Consider the following 23,277-nt stretch of genomic DNA (forward strand, 5'->3'; position numbering starts at 1 on the left):
AGGCTATCACACAACGCCGCCTTGGGGTATTAGCTACCGGGTGACGATCGGCGGGCAACCAGAGGCCACGGCGGGGGGGAAGCGCCCGCGCGCGCTCGCCATTTTGGCAGGGCTCATCGCGGCACACGCCGTCGTTCTGCTGGTCGGCCACGTGGCGTTTCCGGCAAAGGCAGGCCGCGTCGGGCAGCGCAAGATTGGCCTAGTCTTTGACGTCGGCGGCAAGGATGACAAATCGTTCAATGAATCCGCTTGGCGTGGCGTGATGCGCGCCGAAGCCGAGCTCGGGGTGTTTGTCCAGACCATCGAACCCGGCGATGGCAGCGATCGCGAAACCGCCTTGCGGCAATTTGCGGCGGCCGGCTTTGATTTGGTGATCGGCGTCGGCTTTATCTTTAGCAGCGATTTGGAGCGGCTCGCGGCGCAGTATCCGCGGATCCAGTTCGCGGGGGTCGACTTTTCACCTAGCGACGCAGCGGCGCCCCTACCTAATTTGCTAGGCCTGACGTTTCGCGAACAAGACGGCAGCTTTTTGGTCGGCGTCGCCGCGGGACTCGCCAGCAAGACCCGCGTCGTCGGCTTTGTCGGCGGCATGCGCATCCCGCTCATCCGAAAATTCGAGGCTGGGTTTGCCGCGGGCGTGCACCACGTCTGCCCTACGTGTCGGGTGCTATCGGCGTATGCGGGCGCTGAACCCAAGGCATTTGCCGATCCAGCCACCGGCTATGAGTTGGCGCTCGCGCAACTCGATCGCGACGCCGACGTCATTTTTCACGCATCTGGCAAAACGGGAGATGGCGTGCTCGCTGCGGTCAAGGAACGGCAGGCACTTGGCATTGGCGTCGACTCCGACCAGTACGAGCTGGCGCCGTGTTGCGTGCTCACCAGCATGATCAAGCGCATCGACGAGGCGGTATTTACGCTGGTGGCACAGGGTAAGGCCGGCGTGCTGCAGACCGGCATGCGCGAGTTGGGCCTCGCCGAAAATGGCGTCGGGTTGGTCATGGATTCGCGCAATTTGGCAACGCTGACGCCGCCGATGCGCGCGCAAATCGAGTCGCTACGCGCCGCCATCGAGCGCGGCGATATCATCGTTCCAACGGAGCCACGTTGATGCCCGCGCCCACCAACGCCGATGCTACGCCGGCTTTGCGCGCCGTCGTCAGCAAGTCATATGGCGCGCACGTTGCGCTTGCCGACGCGACGCTCACCGTGCCTCGTGGCGGCATTTGCGCCCTGGTCGGCGAAAACGGCGCGGGCAAGAGCACGCTGTGCCACATCGCCGCCGGCACCTTGCCCGCGACGGCGGGACACCTCGAAATTGGCGGTGCCCGCTACGACGCCGCGACGTACGGCATTGCGCAGGCCTCAGCTCACGGCGTTGCCGTGGTCGCGCAGCACGGCTCGCTCATTGCTGGCCTGTCGCTCGTGGAACACGCGCTCATGACGCCACGTAAGCTGCCATGGCATCGGCGCCTGGGGTCAGATGCGAAGCGGCGCCTTCGCCGCGAGCTTGACCAAGTCCGCGACGCCAGTGGGCTCGCATGCGCGGTCGACGTGCCATGCGGGGCACTCGCGCTTGGCGAGCGGCAACGCGCCGAGATCGTGCTCGCGCTTTGGCGCGGCGCCACGTTGCTCTTGTTAGATGAACCCACCGCGCTGCTTTCGCCGCTGGAAACCGATGCCTTGTTTGCCAAGCTGCGCGGGCTCGCAGCTACCACGTCCATCGTGCTGGTGACCCACCGCCTCAGCGAGGTCGCCGACGTCGCCGATACCGTGACCGTATTGCGCAAGGGCCGCACCGTCGCGACGTACGCAGGGGAGGACGTGCGCGACACTCAGCGCATCACTCACGCGATGATGGGGGATATCCTCGGCGCGGGCTCGCCGCCGCCGCCACCTGCGGCGCGCGACGTCGCGCTCGAAATTGACGGCCTAGCGGTAGGACCGTGGCATCGTCACGCCGCTGCGCATGGTGGCCTAAGTCTAAAGATGGTGCGCGGCGAAGTCGTCGGGATCGCGGGCGTTGAGGGCAACGGACAGCAAGAGTTGCTCGACATGCTCGCCGGCACCGCGCCGACGAAATGGGTTCATCAGGCAAACGCGCGGGCGTTTGCGCTCGCCGCGCCATCGCAGGAACGGCGTGACCTTGCGGCGCTCTCACCGCGCGCGCGTCGGCAGGCGGGCCTTGTGGTTATTAGCGGCGACCGCCACCGCGATGGGGTGATCGAGGGGTGGTCGCTGCCGCAAAACGCGATGATTGGCCGCTACGACCTGTTTGTCGGTCACGCCTTGCCGCGCGCCGCGGCGGCACGGGAGGCCACGCGTATCGTCGCCGAGGCCGACGTCACGCCGGCTGACGCCCTCACGCTCGGCGCGCTGTCGGGGGGCAATCAACAAAAATTCTACATGGGCCGAGAGCTGGGGGTGCCGCGGTTAACGGCGGTTGTCTGCGCCCACCCCACGCGCGGCGTCGACTTGCGCGCAGCGGCGCTGATATGGCGACACCTTTACGCGCTTGCCGAGCGTGGCGTTGCCATCGCCATTATTTCAGCCGACGTCGACGAGCTGCTGTCGCGTTGCCATCGCCTCGTCGTGCTCGAGCGCGGGCGCCTGCTACAGGCCTCGGGAGCCTCCAAACAGAGGCTCGGCGAGCTCATGACCACAGGCAGTGAGGCGGTCCGTCATGGCTGAGCAAGCCGTCGTCGACCGCACACGCGCGTGGCATTTCGCGATCGCAATTGCCGCCGCCTTGCTGCTCGGCAGCCTCCTCATACTGCTAGCGCAAGTATCGCCGGCGTCGGTGTGGCAGATCGTCCTCATCGAGCCATGGCTGTCGTGGTACGGCCTTGGTCAAGTCATTGCCAAGGCGACGCCGCTCTTGTGCACCGGCCTGGCGGTGTGGATCGCGCGCCACGCGGGCCTGCTCAACCTCGGTGCCGAAGCGCAACTTGCCGCGGGATGCGTGACCTATGCCGTGCTCGGCGCAAGCGGCCTACCACCCTGGCTGGCGCTCGCGACCGCGATAACCGGTGCGGCGCTCGCGGGCGCCGCCATCGGTGCGATCATCGGCGCCATGAAGGCGTCCCGCGGCGCCAACGAAATCGTCGTCGCCATCGCGCTCAACGCCGTCGTCTTGGCGGGCATCATGGCGCTCGGCCACCACTTCTTGTTTGTCGGCGTCGCATTGCGGAGTGAGACGACGCAGGCGGCGACGTGGATGCCAAGCTTGGGCCTTGGGCAAAGTCAAGCCAACGTCAGCGCGTTGGTGGCGCTTGTGCTCGCCATCGCATCGGGGTACGTCATGCATCGCACCAAGCTAGGCTTCGAGATACGGCTGCTCGGGCAGCGACGCACCGTTGCTGCCGCCGCCGGCATCGGGATCGTCAAAACCACGTGCCTGGCCATGGCGTGGGCAGGTGCTGCCGCGGGGCTTGGCGCGTTGCACTACGTGGGCGGCTACAAGCACGCCTTCGAGGCACAAATGGGCGCAGGCATGGGCATGCTTGGCATTGCCGTCGCGCTGCTCGGTGGCCGCACCATCCCCGGCCTCGTTGCCAGCGCCATCGTATTTGGCGCCTTGCTCCATGGCGGCCTGCTGGCTTCACGCTTGGTGCCCAAGGAAATCATTGAGACGTCGATTGCCATGCTCGTGCTCGCGCTCGCCGCCGCGTCAATCAGGCAGCAGACGGAGGCGAGCGATGCTTGATCTGGCGCTGTTTGCGGTCATCGCGGCGCAGCTGCTGCGGGTCGCAATGCCATACCTTGGCGCCGCCCTCTGCGGCGGCATCAATGAGGCGTCAGGCACCATCGACGTCGCGCTCGAAGGCAAGCTACTCATCGGCGCGTTTGCCGCGGCGACCGCCGCTCACGCCACCGGCTCGCCCGCGGTTGGCACCGGCGCCGCCCTCTGCGCGGTGATGGCCTTGACCGCGTTGCAGGGTTGGCTTTGCATACGCCTTGCCGCAGATCAGGTGCTTGTTGGCATTGGCCTCAACATGTTCGCCGCGGGCATCACGCGCTATTTGCTACACGTGCTCTATGGCACGACCGCCAACTCGCCGCAGGGCCCTCGCCTCGCCTCGCTCGCCGAGAATCCGCTATTTTACATGCTCGCGCTCGGCGCCTTTGCGCTGCCGTGGATCTTCGCGTCGACCCCCTTTGGCATGCGCTTGCGCGCGGCAGGCGGGCGTCCGGCCAGCCTGGCGCAGCTTGGCCTCTCGCCGCTGGCCGTGCGTTGGCAAGCGATGCTGCTATCTTGTTATTTTGCCGCGCTCGGCGGCGCCGCGCTTTCCCTGTCGCTCGGCAAATTCGTATCCGATATGAGCGGGGGTCGCGGCTATGTCGCAATGGCCGCGGTGATCTTGGGCAATTGGCAGCCGCGCCGCATCGCGCTGTGGTGCCTCGCCTTTGCCGCGCTTGAATCGCTTGGGAGTCGGCTACAAATGCACACCCTGCCCGGCGTCAAAGAATTCCTCGTGGTGTTGCCGCATGTCGCGGTTCTGTTAGTACTTGGTTTTTGGCCGGCGCGACGAAGCGCCAATAAGCTACATCTGGTCCGGCGCGCCAAGCCCGATGAGGCGTAACCCTTCGGCGAGGGCATGGCCCACCATTGCTACCAGCGCCAAGCGCGCCAGCCGCAAATCGGCGTCGTCGCAGATCACGCGCAGCGAGGCGTCGCCATTACCAAGCGTGTACCACCGCGAAAAATCGCCGGCTAGATTGAGCAGATAGTGGCAGATCGTATGCGGCTCGCACGCCGCGGCCGCACGCACGACGGTGTCGCCAAAATCGAGCAGCCGTCGCGCCACCGCCCATTCAGCGTCATGAGTCAGCAGCGCGAGATTTGCCGCTGGCAGCTCGCTTGCCGCCACGCCGCCCTTGCGCAGGATCGACGCACAGCGCGCGTGGCTATATTGCAGATACGGCCCCGAGTCCCCGTCGAGCGACAGCACCTTCTCGAGCACAAAATCGACGTCCTTGTCGCGCTGACTCACCAAGGTGGCGAAGACGACGCCACCAATGCCAACCATTTGCGCCACCTCGGCGATCTGCGCCGGCGTCATCGCACCGCCACCCGCTCCCTCGCGAATCTTGGCGGCGACCTCGTCGGTCGCTTCATTAAATACATCTTTAAGCAGCACCACGTTGCCAGCGCGCGTGCCGGTCTTCTTGCCACCGATGCGCACCAGCCCAAAGGGCACGTGCTCGCAGCGACTCGCCCACTCAAACCCGGCCATGCCAAGCACCGCAAAGAGCTGCTTGAAGTGCAAGCCCTGCCCTCGATCCACCACATACAGCGAGCGCGTGAATTGATAGGTCTCCCAGCGATACATCGCCGCCGCGATGTCGCGCGTCGCGTAGAGCGTCGTGCCATCCTTGGTTTTAAGCAGCAGCGGCGTTTGCTCGCCTGGAATTTGCACCACCAGCGCGCCTTCGCTCTCGCTGGTGAGCTGCTTTTGCGCCAGCATGTCGATGACGCCGGGCATCGCGGCCTCATAGGCGCTCTCGCCGCGCACCTCGTCAAAGACAATGCCCAGCATGTCGTAGACCGACTGAAATTCGGCCCATGACACGTCGCGAAATCGCTGCCACGTCGCGCGCGCGGCGGGGTCGCCCGCCTCAAGGCGATGAAACCACGCGCGCGCCTTTTGCTCGAGCGCCGGATCCTCCTTCATCGCCGCGCGAAACCGCACGTAGAGGTCGTTTAGCGCGGTTATATCGAGCGGTGATGGCTCGCCCCATTTTTCGTGGGCGGCGAGCAACATGCCGTGGGTGGTCCCCCAATCACCGAGGTGATTGATGCCGACCACGCGATACCCGAGGGCACGGTGCATCTGCGCCAAGGCCTGGCCAATGACGGTCGACCGAATATGGTGATACGCGAGGTGCTTAGAAATATTTGGCGACGAGTAGTCGATGCAAACCGTCTGGCCCGCGCCAACGTTGGCCGGCGTCAGCGCCCGCCTTGCAAACACGCCGTCGGCAAGCCAGGCAAATACGGCCGGCCGCGCCACGCGGAAATTGACAAAAGGCCCCGCCGCTGTCGCGCTGGCCAATTCGTCGCTGGGAACGAACGCGGCCGCGACATCTTTGGCAATTTCCACCGGCGAACGGCCAAGCGCCTTGGCGGCCGCAAAGCAACCGACCGCGAGATCGCCCATCTCCGGCTTGGGTGGCGCCGAAACCGCAAACGAGGCCGCCGGTTGCCCGGTCTCCTCGGCGGCCGTGCGCAACGCCTTTTCGTGAAACGGGGTGTACTGGGACATCGGCTGCCTAGCTACAACGCCGCGATTGGATGCGCAATGCTCGATCTCGGTGAACACCGTGGCGCGCGCGATGTATGCGCTTGTGCGGCAAGTTCGCTTTCCCCGATTTGAGGCCGGTTTCTATAAGCAACTTGCTGGTTTACGGGCGCGCCGAATTGACCCCTTTGCAAGCGACATGGTACTCACATAAGAGGGGACCTGGGACGAACATATGAGCAAAACCGTTCTGTTTGTCGATGACAGCGCCACGATGCAGCAAGTGGCAGATATAACGTTTCGCGGCACCGAATTTTCATTCGTTGGCGCAACGTCGGCGGAAGCGGCGCTTGCGCAAGCTAGAAGCCAAAAGCCAAGCGTCGTGCTCGCGGATGCGCACATGCCTGGGAAGACGGGCTACGACCTGTGCCAGGATCTCAAATCAGATCCAGCGCTCGCAGATGTACCCGTGGTGATTCTTTGCGGCAACACGGCGGCTTATGATCCATCGCGAGGCACGCAAGTCGCGGCCGATGGCACGTTGGCTAAGCCATGGGATTCGACGCAGCTCATCGACAAGCTCGGTGAGATTTTGCAAAAGGTCGCAACCAGCGGCACGGCCAAGCTTGGCGGTCGCCCCGCGACGGCATCGGCTGCCATGCCAGCCGCGGCCCCGCCGGCCGCAGCCAACGCCTTCAATCCAGGCACCCTCACCGGCCAAGTTCCGGCTAGCGCTATGCCGCCTCGCTCGGCAACCATGATGGGCATGCCCGGCGTACGCCCACCGGGTGCGCAAGGCACCGCGCAAGCCCAGCCGCTTGGACCAAGTCTTGCGCCGTCGCCTAACGTAGCCGTCGGCCGTGCACCATCCGGGCTCTCCGCGGCTGTGCCAGCGGCAGATGCTGGCTTTGGGGCGGGGCGACCCGCACCGCGTCCATCGACGCCGATGTCTCCCAATACGGTGCCTGCCCGTCCAGCTTCCACTGGGCTTGGCGTCGCGCCAGCCGCCGGTGGCGCGCAGTTCGCACGGCCCGGCACCAATCAGCCGGCCATGTCGCCGCCAATCTCTGCACCCGTTAATCCCGCAGATGCGTTGGCCGCCGTTGGCTCGCCGCGAATCCCTACGACGCAGTTGGGTTCGGGAGCCGCGCCCATTCCTGCGCGCGCGCCAACCAATGCCCCGGCGCCAGCCGCGGCACCTGCCATCACGCCCCCAGCGCGCGCGCCTTCGCAAAGCGGCATCGGCCGCGCGCCGATGGTTGGCGGCACCCCGACCAAGCGCTCGGCCCTCGTCGACCAAACGCTCGCGAAAATGGCGGCCCGCCTCGCCGAAGCCTCAGGGCTTGCCGCCGGCAGCCCCGAGTTGCTGGCGCTGCTTAAGCTCTCGACCGAAGTCGTCGAGCGCATCGTGTGGGAAGTCGTGCCTGAGCTCGCCGAACGCATCGTGCGCGAAAATCTCGAAGCGCTGACGAAGCGATCGTAAGCGGCGGCGTCGCTTTTGTGGCCGCGCGCCTGCCGCGCCGCGGCCCACCATCACTCGCACTTGCTGGCGGCTGGTGTTATGGTCCCGCAAATGTCCGAGCTGGAACCACTAGAGCCTGAAGACCAAGGCACCGCGACCACTGCGCTTTCCAAGCAATACAATCCCGCCGACGTCGAACCGCGCTGGCTGCAATTTTGGTTGGAGCACGGGCTGTTTCACGCCGACGAGCAGAGCCCGACGGTGCCGTACGCCATCACGCTGCCGCCGCCCAATGTAACCGGCTCGCTGCACATGGGGCACGCGCTAGGCTCAACGCTGCAAGACACGCTGATCCGCTGGCGGCGCATGCAGGGCTACAATGCGATGTGGATGCCCGGCACCGATCACGCCAGCATCGCCGTGCATCACCTGCTCGAGAAAGACCTACGCCGGCGCGAAAACAAGACGCGCTTTGATCTTGGCCGCGACGAATTCATGAAGCGCGCGTGGGCGTGGCGCGAAAAGTCTGGCAACCGCATCGGCGCGCAAGAAAAGACCATGGGCTTTTCGCTCGACTGGCCGCGTGAGCGCTTCACCATGGATGAGCAATCAAACAAGGCGGTGCGTGAAGCCTTCGTGCGCCTGTTTGAGGAGGGCCTCATCTATCGCGCCAAGCGCATGATCAATTGGGATCCCGTGTCAGAGACGGTGGTGTCGGATCTTGAGGTCAACACCGTCGAAGAGGCCGGCCATATGTGGGAGCTGCGCTACCCCATCGTCGGCAGCTCCGAGCATCTCGTGGTGGCAACGACGCGCCCCGAAACCATGCTCGGCGACACCGGCGTGGCGGTTCACCCCGACGACGAGCGCTATAAACACCTCATTGGCAAGCGCATCGCGTTGCCGCTCACCGGCCGCGAAATTCCAATTGTGGGCGACACCTTCGTCGATCCGGAATTTGGCTCGGGCGCGGTAAAAGTAACCCCCGCACACGACTTTAACGACTTCGAATGCGCGCAGCGCTGCGGCCTCGAGATCATCCAGATCATCGACGCCAAGGGCAAGATCTGCGCGCCGGCGCCGGCAGCCTATGTCGGGATGTCGGTGGAAGCCGCGCGGGCGGCCGTCGTCGCCGCGCTCGAGGCAGCCGAACTGCTCGGCGTGATCAAAGACCACACCGTTCCGCGCGGGCGTTCGGAACGCTCGGGTGCGGTGGTCGAACCAATGTTAATGGAACAATGGTTCGTCAAGACCGAATCGCTGGCGGCGCCGGCGATCGAGGCCGTGGAATCGGGCAAGACCAAGTTCATTCCCGAGCTGTGGACCAAGACCTACATGCACTGGATGACCAATATTAAAGATTGGTGCATCTCGCGCCAGCTTTGGTGGGGCCACCGCATCCCAGCTTGGTACTGCGACGGCTGTCAGCACATCGCGGTGCTGCGCGACGATCCGACCGCGTGCCCGGCTTGTGGCAGCGCCAAGGTGCGGCAAGATGAGGACATTCTCGACACTTGGTTCTCCTCGGCGCTTTGGCCGTTCTCTACGCTTGGCTGGCCCGAAAAGGGCAAGGCGCTGGCGGCCTTCTATCCCAACAACGTGCTGGTCACGGGACCCGACATCATCTTTTTCTGGGTCGCCCGCATGATGATGATGGGCCTGCACTTCACCGGCAAGGTGCCGTTTCGCACCGTCTACCTGACGTCGATCGTCACCGACGAACACGGCGACAAGATGTCCAAGACCAAGGGCAATGTGCTCGACCCCATCGACGTCATCGCCGGCAGCACGCTCGAAGCCATGCTCGCCCGCGCCGAGGCCGACAACGTGCCCGAGGCGGCGGTAAAAGCCCTGCGCAAGAATTTTCCCAAGGGCATCACCGCTATGGGCTCGGACTCGCTGCGCTTTACCCTGGCGGCGCTAAACACCTCGGGACGCTATATTCGCCTCTCGCTCGATCGCGTCGAAGGCTATCGCAACTTTATCAATAAGCTGTGGAACGCGTCGCGCTTTGCGCTGATGAACCTCGCCGACCACGACGCCGACCGCTTCGCAAACCAGCTCGCCGACGCCAAGGCGCGCGCGGCGATGACGCTGGGTGATCGGTGGATTTTATCTCGCCTGCAGCGGGTCAGCACCGAGGTCGACGTCGCGCTCGAGGGCTATCGCTTTGCCGACGCGGCGAGCGCGCTGTATCAGTTTGTTTGGTACGAGCTATGCGACTGGTACATTGAGATTGCCAAGCCAGCGCTGCGCCAAGTGGAGGGCGAGACGCCGAGCGATGTTGCCATCGCCGCGCGCCACACCACGCAGGGCGTGCTGGCCACCGTGCTCGAGCAAACGCTGCGCCTACTACATCCCTTCACGCCCTTTGTGACCGAAGAGATCTGGCGGCAATTACCCAAACCATCTGGGCTGCCAAATTCGTTGATGGTGACGCTCTATCCCAAGGCGCAGGCCCAGCTGGTCGACGAAGAAGCCGAGCGCATCATGCGCACGGCGCAAGACGTGACCGTGGCCATTCGCATGCTGCGCGCCACGTTTGGCATATCGCCAGCGCAGCCGGTTGCGGCGACGGTGGTGAGCGACCATGCGGCGACGCGCGACGAGCTAGAGCGCACGCGCGCCATCATTGCGCGCGCCGCGCGGGCCACCCTCACGATCGCCGAAACCGCGCCCGCCTCGGGGCAAGCGGGGCGGACCGCGGTCGGCGCCAACATCACCATCGTCATGCCCATCGAGGGCCTCATCGACGTCGCCGCCGAACGCCAACGCATTAGCAAAGAGATTGGCAAGGTCGAAAAAGACATCACCGGGCTGCAGCGCAAGCTCGAGAACGCGGATTTTCTCGCCAAGGCGCCTGAAGACGTGGTGGCCGAGCAGCGCGCGCGGCTAGCCGACGAGCAAGCCAAGCGGCAGCGCTTCGTCGACGCGATTGCCTCCCTCGCCTAGGCCTTAGTTCGCGTGATCTTGAGCCATCAGACTTGGTCTGCTTCCGTGGGGCGTCGTTAAAAAATGCTCACTTATTCCAATAAACTCACATTTTTATGCCTCTCCCCACGAAAGCATCCCGGCGTCTGAACCGCTGGTGCTTGGCTCAAGATCACGCGAACTAAGGCCTAGCGGCCCTTACGGCACCGCGAACTGCTTAACGCGGCCGCGCAGGCGGGCCACCTGGGCGCGAATATCGCGCGCGATTTGGCGTCGTTCGTGGCGTTTGTCCCAGCGGCCGACCAATTCGGGGTGCGCATCCGCCGCCCGCAAGACGTCGTGCACACGCCTGGCCGACGCGTTGCCGCACACCTCGTCGATCATCCAATCCTCGATGTTTAGGCTCGGCAAGTCGAGCGGCGGCAAGGGATCATGCGCCTCCCATCGATCCACATCGATGCAGTCGACGAGCGGCTCCGCCGCGGCCGCGCGCGTGGTGAGGTCGCCGAGGCCAAAGGTCAGCGAGAGATGGCGCAACATGGACGTGTGGTCGCGCACCACCGATGACAAGTAGCCGGGCTTCACGTACGAGCCTGCGAGCAACCCAGGCACGCGAAAGCCTAGCTGATCAAAGCCCTCGGCAGCCCAATCATCGACGGTGGTTGGCGGGGGCACGTGATCAAAAAATCCGCCGTGTTCGTCGTACGTGGTGACCAGCAAGAAATTGCGCGCATGCGGCGAGTTGGCCAAGGCCAGGTAGATGCTCTCGATGTATTGCTGGCCCAACATCGGGTGGTGCGGCGGGTGATCATCGGCGAACGAAAACGGCGGATCGATGTAGACCACGGGCGGCAATTGCCCTGCCGCGGCATCGGCAAAAAATTCACTAATGGGGCGAAGCAGCGACGACAAGTCGAGCGTGCTGCCCACGCCGTTGCCGAGCAAGGGAAAAAACGGAACGTCGCCATAATACAGACGCGCCTCAATCCCTACGTCGCCGAGCTGATGAAATACGGTTCGGGCATCGCCATCGATCTGTGGCATGGCGTTCGACTTGACGCCGTGGGACGTGCCAGCGAGCCAGTGCCAGCGATTTGGCCAGGTAGGCCCCATCACCGAGGAAAACCAACGGTCACAAGACGCGCCGCCGTCCGCGAGCGCCCAGCTGATAGGCTGCTCGTTGCGCGCCAGGTACTGCATGGCGCTGAGGTCGCCTGGATGACGCGCTTGGTGCTCGCGCAGAAAGCCGTCATTGAGGCCGCCGTTCCACTGGGCGTGGCATGAGTCCCAACCATGCGGCGGGTCGACCACGCACAACTCGGTCAAGTCGGGTGCGTACAGCGGCACCACTTCGTCGCTCGCCGAGGGGTTGGTCATGCCAGCCGTGATGCCATCACCGGGCTTGCCTTCGAGCAGGCTGCGCGCGCCCATCATATGGTCATAGCTTCGATTTTCCATCATCAGCGCGACGACGACCATGCGATCGTTTGCCGGCCGATTATCGCCGCAGCCAAGGAGATACCGCGATAGGCCGGCCGAGCCCGCCAACATACCCATCGATTTGAGAGCTTGACGGCGTCGCATGTGGCCACCTTAGCGCGCTGGGGGGGCGCTAACAAATCATCTATTGTCTTACATATGCGCCAAAATGACCGATCTGCCAGGCCGTGCCCGCCGAGTCTAAGGCACCGCCGCTTGATACTGCGCGGCGCCTGGCATAAACACTTGAAATGTCATTCCGTCGCAAGGCTGATATTGTCGCGCATGAGCTGATCCACGCCATCGTGCGCGGGGACGTTGCGGTTGGCGGGATCCTCCCCAAGGAGGAACAATTGGCCATTACCTTCGGCGTTAATCGCCAGGTCGTGCGCGAAGCCATGAAGACGCTCGAGGTCAACAACCTCGTACGCCCGATCAAACGGCGCGGCACCGAGGTCATGGACCCGCTGAGTTCGTCGAGCCCAGGCGTCTTGGCCGCCATGCTGGCGCCCGCGCCCAACCGCATCGATATCGAGCTGCTCGGGTCGCTCCTTGAGACCCAGGCGATCGTCGAGTCGGAGATGTACCTGCTCGCGGCCCAGCGCGGCACCGAGGCCGATTTTCGTGCGATCGAAAAGATGTTGCCAGTGCTCGCCGGGTGCAAGACCGTCGCAGAGACGCAGCTGGCGTATCCCGCCTTCTATCGCACGGTCGCCAAGGCCAGCAAGAACCGCATCTTTGAGGTGCTGGGGCTGTGGAACGCCGAAGTCATCGGCGCGCTGATTGAAGTCCTCGCGGTGTCGCGGCCCAATAATGCCGAGTTTGCGATGGGCCTCACCCAGCTCATTGAGATGATCAAGAAGCGCAAGGGCGCCGAGGCCAAGCAGATGGTGCTGGCGTACTATCAGTGGTACGTGCCACGGGTGCTCGCGGCGGCCAAGTTGGCCTCCAACAACCTGCCTGAGTTTACCGGGCTCTCGCTCGGCAAGTCCGCTATCAAGACGACGGCGGCCGCGGCCAAGCCCAAGCGTGGGAGTGCCGCCGCGGCCCCGCGCAAGGTTACGGCAACGGCGTCGCGTCGCCCAAAGCGGTAACCCGGCCGAGTTCGACCTCACCGGCGCGGATGGTCGTCGTCACACCATCGATGGCAACCATCAGCGCACCGTCGTCGGCCAACCCAACTAGCTCGGCAACCCGCGCGGCCTGCCCGGTGCCCACCCGCAATTCACACCGCCGTTCAGCCATCGCCTGCCACGTTGGCGAGATGGCGGCCATTCCCTCCTCGAGATAACGATCAAGCCACTGCTCGAGCGAGCCCCTAAGCCGCGCCACGACCTCGGCCCGACTCCCCCGGCCACCTGCCTGGTGAATACTGGTCGTGCGTGCCCCCTCCACCACCGGTGCGTTCGTGACATTGAGGCCAATGCCGACCACGACATATTCGAGCGCGCTGCCTCGGGTCACCGATTCAGTGAGAATGCCGCCTAGCTTGGCGACAACGCCCGCATCGACGACCACGACGTCGTTGGGCCACTTCAGCGTTGCGGCCACGCCACAGGCGCGAACCGCCTCACACGCCGCCACGCCGGCCGCCAACGTTAGCCCCGCTGCGGCGGCCGGGGCGAGTGCCGGTCGCAACACGCACGACCAGAACACGCCCTCGCTGGCGGGCGCCTGCCATACCCTGCCCTGGCGCCCGCGACCGCGGGCTTGCCGCAACGCCGTCACCACCGTGCCGTGCGCCGCGCCGTTCGCCGCCAGCCGAGCGGCTTCATCGTTGGTTGATTCGCACGTCGCCAGCTCGATCGTGCGAAGCCCAAGCCAAGGCGCGCGCGAGGCCGCCGACATCGGGCTACGCAAAATCCAGCGCTAGATCGACCGCCGCCGCCGAGTGCGTCAGCGCGCCAACCGAAATATAATCCGCACCCGCCTCGGCAAAGTCTCGCACCGAGGCGAGCGTCACGCCGCCCGACACCTCGACGCGCACGCCAGCCTGACGGCACCGCGGCACCGCTTGCCGTACCATGTCCGGCGAAAAATTGTCGAGCAACACGGTGTCGACGCCGCATGCCAGCGCCTCATCCAACATCGCTAGCGAATCAACCTCGATCTCGATCCGCAGCGTATGCGGCGCGTGCGCCTTGGCCTTGCTAAGCGCCGCCGTTACGCCGCCGCACGCCGCGATATGATTGTCTTTGATGAGGATGCCCGATCCCAAATCGGCACGATGATTGCCGCAGCCGCCGGCGACCACGGCGGCTTTTTCGAGCGCGCGATAGCCTGGGGTCGTCTTGCGGGTGTCGACGACGCGCGACGCCGTGCCCGCCACCGCCGCGGCATAAGCGCTGGCGCTGGTGGCCACGCCGGAGAGCCGTTGCGCAAAATTGAGCGCGGTGCGCTCGGCCTCAAGGATGCCGCGCGCGCCGCCGACGATGGTTGCGACCTTGTCGCCGCGGCTTAGCCGAGCGCCGTCCGCGACATGCAGCGTCACGTGCAACGACGGATCGATGCGCGAAAAGACGTACGCCACCAAGTCCGCGCCAAAAAATGTAAGGGGTTGCCGCGCCACGAGATGCGCCGTCGCGGCCTGCTCGCTGGCGCCGACGGTCGCGGCCGAGGTGACATCGCCGCGCCCGAGGTCTTCGTCGATTGCCAGCTCGACCAAGCGCTGCACCGCCGGCAAGGCGGCGAGCCCGTGTGCAATTACCATGCGAGAAGAGGTACCACGGCGCGCGTCAACGCAGCAAGGATAGCTCAAGCAGGCGCACCAGAATGTTCGAATACGCATGCGCCAAGATGGGCGCCACCAGGCTACCGGTTTTCACCCGCAGCCAGGCAAATGCCAACGCCGGGAAAAACGTCGCCAGCGCGCGTGGATCGCCGTCCTTGGGCAAATGCACCAACGCGAACATGAGCGACGACAGCCAGATGGCGCGGTCCAAGGGGACGCCGGCCACCGTCCGCGACAAACGCGGCGGCGCTGCCACTGGCACGCCCGCACCCGCTGGCGACGTGCCGAGCAGCCCCAACATCATGCCGCGAAAAAACAACTCTTCGGGGAGGGCAACCACCAAGAGCTGCACCAAGACAAACTCGCCGAAGCGATCAGGCAGCACGGGCCAATGTGCGCCGTCGATGCCAAGATAGGCCCCGCACATGCCGCGCGGCGCAAGCTCGGCCAGGCCCGGCGCCTGGCACACGACTTCGTAAAACCCGACAAACGCGACGATGAAGATCGGCGTGATGACGGCGGCATAAACGGCGCTCCAACCCAGCGCGGACCGTAGGCCGTGTAGGTGCAGCCCCCAATCAAACAGCGTCAGCCCGTGGCGTGCGGCGATAACGTCCGGCACCAACAAAAACCATAAGGCGATGCCGGCGCTGCCGAGATGCCCCACCGCAGGAATCTGCACATTGATCCGCACCAGCATCAGCATGACCACGAAGGTCACGCCAAATATCAACCAGGCTTGTCGCGGGCCGGCTACCACAAGAACATGAAGCTGGTTTGCACGGTGTACGAGCTGTCGGCGTTCGGCAGCTGGCTCTTGAGCGCCTCGCCAAAGCGAAGATATGCCGTCTCGAGCCCGAGCCGCATATGGCCGTTGGCAAAGGTGGTGCGCACCGCGAGATCGAACTCGGTGCCGAGATATTTCGAAGCGGTCTGGCCTGGGCCACACACCGCGGCGCAGGCATAGAACAGCGAGGCCGTCGAGCCCAGCTTGTCGGCCCACGCCATCAGGACGCCACCCACGACCTCAAGGCCCAGGGACTTCGTGATCGCCATTTGCGGGCGATAGCGCACCTTGGGGAAGAGGTAGTTCGCATTGATCACGCCGCCCTGCGAGAAGAAGCCATAGGCGCCCTGCGGTGCCGTTTCAGACGCCAGCGGCACGCCGTAGGTGCGCGCCGAGTGCTCGCGCAGCGTTTCTTCGAACAAGATCATCCCAACGTTGAAGTCGGGATGAATGGCGCGCTGCCGCAGATCTTCGTCGGCGAGCGAGTCATCGCCCGAAGCGTGCCCCAGCTCGAGCAGGCCATCGAGTTCATCAGACACGTAGCCAAAGCGCGCGACGCCGGCGCGAATATCGGCCTTCTTCTTGTTATTTTGCCCAGGGAACGGGACGCCGCCAAAGGTGGTGCCGCCGATCTTGTAGAGCTCGCCCTCGGTAAACCACGTGCCGTAGCGAATTTTCCACCAGATGTCGGCGATCCACACCTTGGAGCCGGTGTCGATGCAAGGGAAGTCCTCGCCTTCAAAGCTGCCACAGGTTTGATCTGGATCGAGCGCGGAGGGTTTCTGCGAGCTCTGCTCGGCGGTCCGATAGACGCCGTAGAAACCGACGCGCAGCTCGTCGGTGTAACGCACCTGCTCCCAGTCCGGATCATTGTAGACCGCGAGGAAGACGTGCTGCTTGACGTCATCGTTGGCGCCGCGCGAAATATAACCCTGTTGCCCAAGCGGGCGAAACCGCCGTTCGTACCCTTCGTTGAGCAGCCATGGCGATTCGCTGAGCACGTCAAAGGCGTAGCCCATGACAAAATTCGACGACGTGTCGGCTTGCTTGGTGATCGTCTTGTAGATGCTCAGTGGCTTGGTGACAAACAGGATCCTATCAGCGGTCGAGCCGAAATGTTTGTCGCCAAAGTCTTCCGAGGTGAAGTGATCGCCAATACGTCGAGCGGGCTTGCCAGCCGGCGTCGTGGCGTCGAGGTGGCCGCTGCCGCCACCATTGGCCAAGAGCCCCATGCCCCAATGCGACGGCATGCGCCCAATGCGCACCACGCCAACCGGGATCTGAAATTCGAGCCAAGCGCGCTTAACCGCGATGGTCGGCGACTCATCGCCGCCGTAGAGATAGTGCTGCCCCAAAAAGTACTGATTGGAGCCATCGGTGGCAAACAGCGGCGACGAGGCGACACCATTGTTGTCGCCCCATAGCACGTCGTCGATGCCATCCATCTGCATCGAGAACTTCGCGATCTTGCCGTACGAAACCGACGGCATCAGGCGAAACCGGCTCATGATGTACGACGTCTTGCGAATTTCCGGCACGACGACGGTCTCGCCGGCCGGCAGATACATCATTTCTTGTCGGTCCTCCGGCGCCAAATTCGTCAGCTTGACGGTGCGCGTGCGGAAGTAGCCTTCCGACGCCCACGTTATTTCTGACGCATCTGCCATCGCCGATGCCGACCAGCCAAGCAGCGCCACCAGGGCCGCCGCACCACCGCAATTGATCAATCCATGTCGATTCATCACAAACCCTCACCCAACGTTACGAATGTTAACGAATGTTATTAGTCGCGAAGCACGTCGACGCCGGCCGTGATGACTGAATCAGCCAACACGGGGGTCGCGACCTCGCCAATGAGGGTTTTCTCGTCGGCATCGGCATCGGCCTGCGTGAGGTAGCCCCACACTTGGATGTAGACATTGGTCGAGGAATCAGGGATCTCGAGGATCGCAAACTCACCCGAGCGGTTCGTCGCCGACAAGGTCGTAACGGGCACCGTGTTGACATAAAACACCAAGGCGCCGCTGACGGGCGAATCGCTGCCCGAAGTCGTGCTGACCCGCGCGAACGCGTTCATGACGGGAGCGCCGTTGCAGTCAAGCGCCGTGCCGGCGAGCACCCCGGTGCCTGGCGTGCGCGTGACTTGAACAAACGATGGGAGCGCGTTGGCGATCGTAAGCGACGCACCTGGTACGCGGTCTTCGGCGTTGGCCGTGTCGCTGTAATAGTTGCCAAGCGAAAACGTGGCGAGGTGGTCGTCGGCTTCTAGCTTGTAGCTGATGCGGGTCTCGCCGGCGGGGATGGTGACCTCGAACTCGCCGTCGCCATTGGCGGTTTGAGTCGCCAGCGCGGTGTCAAAGTCCGTGCCCGAATACACCGTAATCGAGGCATCGGCGATGGCCGGGCCGCCTGCGACGCCCAGCTCATAGGTCAAACCGGCCAGCGTGAAACTGTCGGCGTATGGCACATCTTCCGACGCCGTGTTTAGGCACGACAAGTCGATGGTTCCGTCATCAACCGCCAGCGGTGGCGCGAGCGCGGCCGGCGGCGGATCGTCGTCGCCACCGCAACCCATTGCGAGCGCGGCGCCCAAAGACAGTGCCAGGACATTACATTGCATCAGCGTGTTTTTCGTCTTCATTGTGGCCTCGGGTGCAGTGGTAGCGGCATCGCCGCGCAGATGCAACCGGCGCGCGCGCGTATGGCGACTGGGGGGCGAGGCGAAGATCACTCGGTAACGCGTCGCAGCACGACTTGCGCTCTAAGTCTCATTGTCGGTACATTGCGACGAGGAGCCATATGTCACGTTCTGTCGACCAAATCCGCACCTTGCTGGGCAGCCACGAGGGCCTGCTCGATCACCAGTGCAAGACCATAGATAAGGCCGCGCTTCACCTGCCAGGCCCCCGCTACATCGATGAGGTTTTGGTGCAAAGCGACCGTCCACCGCGTGTGCTGGTGTCGCTGCAACATATGTTCAACACCGGACGCCTAGGCGGCACCGGCTATCTATCGATCTTGCCGGTCGATCAAGGCATCGAGCACTCCGCGGCCGCCTCGTTCGCGCCCAATCTGCCGATGTTTGATCCCGAGAGCGTCGTGCAACTTGCGTATGAAGGTGGCTGCAACGCGGTGGCGTCGACGTTCGGCGGGCTTGGCATTATTGCGCGCAAATGGGCGCATCGCATTCCGCTGATCGTCAAGATCAACCACAACGAGCTGCTCTCGTATCCAAACACGCACGACCAGACGATGTATGGCCGCGTGCGCCAGTGCTACGACATGGGCGCGCTGGGCGTTGGCGCCACGGTCTACTGGGGATCGAGCGAATCGCGCCGCCAGTTGCTCGAGGTCGCTGAGGCCTTTGCCGAGGCAAAATCGCTTGGCATGTTCACCGTGCTTTGGTGTTACGTGCGCAACAACGCTTTTAAGACGGCGCAAGCAGATCACAACGTATCGGCCGACCTTGAAGGCCAGGCCAATCACCTCGGCGTGACGATTTCGGCGGATATCATCAAGCAGAAGCTGCCCGAGGGCAACGGCGGGTACAACGACCCTGCGCTTAAGGGCTTTGGCAAGACGCACAAGAGCGTGTACAGCGACCTTACAAGCTCCCATGTGATCGACCAGACGCGCTATCAAGTCGCCAACTGCTACATGGGGCGCATCGGCCTCATTAACAGTGGCGGCGCCTCGGGCACCAATGACCTGCAAGATGCCGTCGCAACCGCGGTGATCAATAAGCGCGCCGGCGGCATGGGCCTAATTTCTGGGCGCAAGGCATTTCAGCGGCCGCTGCGGTCAGGCGTCGAGCTGCTCAACGCGATCCAGGACGTCTATTTGTGTCGAGATGTTACGATTGCTTAGCAGGGCGCCTTGGCTGATGAGCCGCCCTTTCGGCGCCGGCGCGGCATGTGCGCAGGTGTGGGCAGGACGCGTCGCGACAGAGAATGAGGCGGCTGTGGTTTGGTGAACCTTAGCTAAGGTTGCTACCATTTATGTGGTGTCACGGCTGGGACAATTACTACTAGACGCCGGAGTCATTACTCCCGCCCAGCTAGATGAAGCATTGCGCGCCCAAGTGCTCTACGGTGGTCGTCTAGGCACCAACCTCGTCGACCTAGACTTTGTCACCCTTGACGAACTCGCGACGGCATTAGCGCAGCTCCACGACATGGTGCCCGCGCTATCGCCCCACTTCGAGCGCTGCGATGTCGAGGTACAGGAACGCTTGCCGCCTGAATTTGCGGCCATGCATATGGCGGTGCCCATTGGCTACCTGGCCGATGGCACCAGCCGCATCGCCGTCGCGACGCCAGGCCCGCTTGCGGTCGATGTGATGGAGCGGCTCGCGGTGTACCTTGGCTGCGAGGTGTCGCAGATTATCTTGGCGATCGCTGGGGAATTGCGCCTGCGCTTCTACCTCGAGCGCTGCTATGGCGTGGCGAGAACCAGCCGTTACCTCCGCGTCCGCCGCCAATCGGGCAGCCATTTGCCAATCCCGCAAGCCGAAGCGGAGCTGGAATCCGCCCTGGAGGAGCCAGGCAGCCGCACCGAAGTGCTGTTCCCACCACCGCCACCAGCGGCAACCGCGTCCTCGCTCGAAGGCGTTCCCGAGCGCATCGGTTCGTTTGAAGTGTCGGCCGAGGCCGGCAATATTCTCGCGCCTAGCCTGCAGCGGCGCTTTGTGCGCACCGTCTCGGAGCGCCTGGAACTGGACGAGCCGGTGTTGCCGCCAGCGCAGGACGCCGAGCCCGAGCCGACCATCCCCACCCAACAAGTCGAGGCTCCGGTACCCCAGGCAGCCAGCGAGCCCGAGCTGCCGCTCGCAGCTGAGGCCCTGGAACTTGCCACGGAGCCCTCGCCTCCAGAGGCGGCCGCGCCGCACCTTGAATCGCCACTGGCTCACGCCGCCGCAGCTCCACTTGAGCTCGACCTCACCCCTGAGGCTGAACAAGCTCAGGCGCGTGAGGCCTCGCTTGCCGGCGATTTGTCGAGCTCCACGCTGGGACGCATGGATGTCCGGCGGCTCGCACGCGCGCTGCCCAGCGATCCGGCAGATCAAGAGCTCGAAACGCTCGAGCATTTTCTGCGCGCGATCCGCCGCGCGCAAAGTCGCGAGCGGATCGCCGAGTTGGCACTTAGCGCGCTTGCCCGCTTCTCCCCGGCCGCCATCGAAACCGCCGTGCTCTTTGTCGTTCGCGAACATTTTGCCATTGGCTGGAAAGGCATCGCCGGGGAGTCAGACCTGAAGGGACTCGATCAAGTCGCGGTGGATCTTCAGGAACCGTCGTTGCTGTCCACGGCGCACCAATGCGGCGATATCGCGACCCTCGTGCCGGCGAACGACGCGCCTGCGTTTGTCGATGAACGCCTTTGGCTCGCGCTCGCGACGCTGCCGCCCTTTGAGGCCGCGGCGTGTCCCGTGCAGATTGGTGGGCAAAGCGTCTGCCTTTATTACATTCAAGGCACCGCCTCGCTCGCCGATGCGCTGACCGTGCTGCAGCAGATCGCCGAGGCGACGGCGGGCGGCTTTGCGCGCATGTTCCGCGCCGCCCAGCGCTAAAACCACCGCGGCTGAGCGCGCTAGGCCGCGTCGATCATCGCCCAAATGACCAACACCGCGGTCGCCACCAACCACGTTGCCAAGAGCATTTGCAAGCCACGCGTCGTGCCAGCCGCGAGCTTGGCGCCGTGGTCCTCATGACCCAAATCGTGGCGATGCTTGCGGCGAACGTCGGGCGGATTGGCCATGCGCAGACCATGCCAAAGCGCGCCAGCTAGGTCAATGACAGGGGCCATCCGCGGCTGCGGGCGGTCGCAATGGGCGCCCAAATCAGATTTCGCTTCACGCCCAGATCCGCTATACCCGCCCGCCCCCATATGATCCCCGACGACGTGATTGCCGAGATACGCGCCAAGAGCGATATCGTCGCGATCATCGGCCAGCACGTGCAGCTGCGCAAGGCGGGCCGCAGCTTCAAGGGCCTGTGTCCCTTCCACGGCGAGCGCTCGCCGTCGTTTCACGTCACGCCCGACAAGGGGTTCTTTTACTGCTTTGGCTGTCACAAAAAAGGTGATGCCTTTACCTTTCTCATGGAGTTTCTTGGCAAGTCCTTTCACGAGGCCGCCGAGCAGCTTGCGGCCTTGACGGGCGTGACGCTGCCTGCCAGCAACGACGTCGGCGGCGCCCCGCAAAAATCGCAACGCGCGGGCATGCTCGAGCTCAATCGCCTGGCCACGCAAGTGTTCGTCGAAGCCCTCGCCGACGCGCGCGCCACCGCGGCACGAGCCTATCTGGCCTCGCGTGGCACGAACGAAGAGATCGCGCAAAAATTCGCGCTTGGGTATGCACCCAATCAGTGGACCTATCTTGTCGACAAGCTCGCGGCCGCAGGCGCGGCCATGCCGCTGGCGACGGAGCTCGGGCTCGTGGGCACGCGCGAGCGAGGCGGCCACTATGACCGCTTTCGCGAGCGCCTGATGTGCCCGGTGATCGTGCCGGGGGGCGACGTCGTTGGATTTTCGGGTCGCTTTATTGGCAAGGCGGACGCCGATGCCTCGCAGCCGCCGCCCGCCAAGTATATCAACAGCCCCGAAAGCAGCGTCTACAAAAAGTCGCGACTCCTCTTTGGGCTTGGGCAGGCGCGCGAAGGCATCGCGAGCAAAAAGCGTGCGCTGGTGGTCGAGGGCAACTTCGACGTGATCAGCCTGCACCAGGCCGGCTTCGTCGAGACCGTCGCGCCGCTTGGCACGGCGCTGACGGCCGAGCAGGTAACCGCGCTACATCGCATTACCGATGAAATCATTATTTGCTATGACGGCGACAACGCGGGCCGCAAGGCGACCATGTCGGCCATCGCGACCTGCGTCGAGGCCGACGTCGCCATACGAGTTGTACGGATGCCGGACGGGATGGATCCCGACGCCTTGGTGCGCCAGGCGGGACCGACGGCGCTGGCAGGCCTCGTCGACAAGGCGCAGGCCGGGATTGAATACTTCGCCCTGGAGCTGTGGGCGCAAAGTGGCGGCACCGCCGACGGCAACGCGGCGGCGATCGACCAGGCCGCAGCGCTCATTGCGCGCGTCACCAACCTCACCAAGCGCGACCTAATTATCGGCACGATTGCGACCGCGCTGCGGGTGCCCTCGGGCGTTATCGAGCGCGCGGTGCGGCGCGCCTCGGCACCGCAATTTACGCCGAGCCAGCCTGGCCCACGGGCGGCTCCAAATGCGCCCGAGATCGGCCTGCCAAATACCGAAGAACTTGAGCTTTTCGCGTTACTTAGCGACCATTCGCCCCTCGTGGGGTCATTAATTGCGAATGAGGCCGTTTCGCTCTTGACGGACCCGCGGCTTCGCGACATGTATTCGCAGTTGCAGGCGGGTCAGCGCGTCGAAGACGTGGCCCAAGCCCTCCTTCCTCCCATGAGCGTCGCCGTTGTGTTATCCGGGAAATACCGCCAAGAGGCCGCGCCCGAGCACCGGCTAGGGCTTATGGCATCTGCGCTCAAGCAGCGCTACAAGACGAGTGAAGCGACGCGGCTCCAGGCGCGTCTGGTAGAAGCGCAGCGCCAAGGGCAACACGCCTTGGTGCGCGAATTGGCAGAACAAATCGTGTCGCTCCGAAAGCAGGTTGATTAAT

18 protein-coding genes are annotated in these 23,277 nt (G+C 64.1%); 10 read left to right on the forward strand and 8 right to left on the reverse strand.

The genetic code is table 11. The annotated features are described in order from the left end of the window. Positions 1 to 46 precede the first annotated feature (46 nt). Genes IPL79_07070 through IPL79_07085 form a run of 4 tightly spaced genes read left to right on the forward strand, consistent with a single transcriptional unit; the run spans position 47 to position 4,583 of the window. Positions 47 to 1,111, forward strand: coding sequence for a BMP family ABC transporter substrate-binding protein (locus IPL79_07070; GenBank protein MBK9070745.1), 1,065 nt, complete (start codon positions 47 to 49; stop codon positions 1,109 to 1,111). Further along, positions 1,111 to 2,691 carry an ATP-binding cassette domain-containing protein gene (locus IPL79_07075; GenBank protein MBK9070746.1) on the forward strand — a complete coding sequence of 527 codons (1,581 nt, stop codon included), beginning with the start codon at positions 1,111 to 1,113 and terminating at the stop codon, positions 2,689 to 2,691. The genes IPL79_07070 and IPL79_07075 overlap by 1 nt, the downstream gene beginning before the upstream one ends. Continuing rightward, complete coding sequence (locus IPL79_07080) at positions 2,684 to 3,706, forward strand: ABC transporter permease (protein MBK9070747.1); 1,023 nt, start codon at positions 2,684 to 2,686, stop codon at positions 3,704 to 3,706. Before IPL79_07075 ends, IPL79_07080 begins: the two co-directional genes overlap by 8 nt. Beyond that, entirely contained in the window at positions 3,699 to 4,583 is an 885-nt protein-coding gene (locus IPL79_07085) for an ABC transporter permease (protein ID MBK9070748.1), read from the forward strand. Before IPL79_07080 ends, IPL79_07085 begins: the two co-directional genes overlap by 8 nt. Here the strand turns inward: IPL79_07085 and argS are convergent. After that, positions 4,545 to 6,266 (reverse strand): arginine--tRNA ligase, encoded by a 1,722-nt coding sequence (gene argS / locus IPL79_07090; GenBank protein ID MBK9070749.1) that lies wholly within the window; start codon positions 6,264 to 6,266, stop codon positions 4,545 to 4,547. The two genes, IPL79_07085 and argS, sit on opposite strands and share 39 nt — an antisense overlap. Before the next feature lie 211 nt (positions 6,267 to 6,477). Between argS and IPL79_07095 the strand changes: the two genes are divergently transcribed. Together IPL79_07095 and IPL79_07100 are read left to right on the forward strand one after the other, a co-directional pair. Beyond that, on the forward strand, positions 6,478 to 7,725 hold the full coding sequence (locus IPL79_07095; GenBank protein MBK9070750.1) for a response regulator: 1,248 nt from the start codon (positions 6,478 to 6,480) through the stop codon (positions 7,723 to 7,725). 90 nt (positions 7,726 to 7,815) lie between these two features. Then, on the forward strand, positions 7,816 to 10,656 hold the full coding sequence (locus IPL79_07100) for a valine--tRNA ligase (protein ID MBK9070751.1): 2,841 nt from the start codon (positions 7,816 to 7,818) through the stop codon (positions 10,654 to 10,656). Between the two features lie 177 nt (positions 10,657 to 10,833). Here the strand turns inward: IPL79_07100 and IPL79_07105 are convergent, their stop codons facing one another. After that, positions 10,834 to 12,219: a phosphoesterase gene (locus tag IPL79_07105; GenBank protein ID MBK9070752.1), complete on the reverse strand. Its 1,386-nt coding sequence runs from the start codon at positions 12,217 to 12,219 to the stop codon at positions 10,834 to 10,836. 146 nt (positions 12,220 to 12,365) lie between these two features. Here IPL79_07105 and IPL79_07110 point away from each other — a divergent pair, with 146 nt between their 5' ends. Continuing rightward, positions 12,366 to 13,208: a FadR family transcriptional regulator gene (locus tag IPL79_07110; protein MBK9070753.1), complete on the forward strand. Its 843-nt coding sequence runs from the start codon at positions 12,366 to 12,368 to the stop codon at positions 13,206 to 13,208. Here the strand turns inward: IPL79_07110 and IPL79_07115 are convergent. From IPL79_07115 to IPL79_07135, 5 genes are read right to left on the reverse strand one after another with little or no spacing between them, the layout of a single operon-like run. Further along, entirely contained in the window at positions 13,174 to 13,962 is a 789-nt protein-coding gene (locus IPL79_07115) for a biotin--[acetyl-CoA-carboxylase] ligase (protein MBK9070754.1), read from the reverse strand. The two genes, IPL79_07110 and IPL79_07115, sit on opposite strands and share 35 nt — an antisense overlap. Positions 13,963 to 13,966: 4 nt before the next feature. After that, a complete protein-coding gene (gene nadC, locus IPL79_07120; protein MBK9070755.1) occupies positions 13,967 to 14,824 on the reverse strand; it encodes a carboxylating nicotinate-nucleotide diphosphorylase in 858 nt (285 codons plus the stop codon). A 25-nt stretch (positions 14,825 to 14,849) separates the two neighbouring features. Then, positions 14,850 to 15,566 (reverse strand): CPBP family intramembrane metalloprotease, encoded by a 717-nt coding sequence (locus IPL79_07125; GenBank protein ID MBK9070756.1) that lies wholly within the window; start codon positions 15,564 to 15,566, stop codon positions 14,850 to 14,852. A 32-nt stretch (positions 15,567 to 15,598) separates the two neighbouring features. Then, positions 15,599 to 17,374 (reverse strand): hypothetical protein, encoded by a 1,776-nt coding sequence (locus tag IPL79_07130; protein MBK9070757.1) that lies wholly within the window; start codon positions 17,372 to 17,374, stop codon positions 15,599 to 15,601. 41 nt (positions 17,375 to 17,415) lie between these two features. After that, complete coding sequence (locus tag IPL79_07135) at positions 17,416 to 18,273, reverse strand: hypothetical protein (protein ID MBK9070758.1); 858 nt, start codon at positions 18,271 to 18,273, stop codon at positions 17,416 to 17,418. Between the two features lie 158 nt (positions 18,274 to 18,431). On the opposite strand from IPL79_07135, the gene IPL79_07140 reads away from it, so the two are divergent. Beyond that, positions 18,432 to 19,499, forward strand: a complete 1,068-nt coding sequence (locus IPL79_07140) for a class I fructose-bisphosphate aldolase (GenBank protein ID MBK9070759.1) — start codon at positions 18,432 to 18,434, stop codon at positions 19,497 to 19,499. A gap of 202 nt (positions 19,500 to 19,701) precedes the next feature. Continuing rightward, positions 19,702 to 21,198, forward strand: coding sequence for a hypothetical protein (locus IPL79_07145; GenBank protein MBK9070760.1), 1,497 nt, complete (start codon positions 19,702 to 19,704; stop codon positions 21,196 to 21,198). Positions 21,199 to 21,218: 20 nt separating this feature from the next. Here the strand turns inward: IPL79_07145 and IPL79_07150 are convergent, their stop codons facing one another. Further along, positions 21,219 to 21,386, reverse strand: coding sequence for a hypothetical protein (locus IPL79_07150; GenBank protein ID MBK9070761.1), 168 nt, complete (start codon positions 21,384 to 21,386; stop codon positions 21,219 to 21,221). A 144-nt stretch (positions 21,387 to 21,530) separates the two neighbouring features. Between IPL79_07150 and dnaG the strand changes: the two genes are divergently transcribed. Next, positions 21,531 to 23,276, forward strand: coding sequence for a DNA primase (gene dnaG / locus IPL79_07155; GenBank protein ID MBK9070762.1), 1,746 nt, complete (start codon positions 21,531 to 21,533; stop codon positions 23,274 to 23,276). Position 23,277 lies beyond the last annotated feature (1 nt).

The sequence above is a fragment of the Myxococcales bacterium genome (assembly GCA_016716835.1).
In the GTDB taxonomy this organism is placed as follows: domain Bacteria; phylum Myxococcota_A; class Polyangia; order Haliangiales; family Haliangiaceae; genus JADJUW01.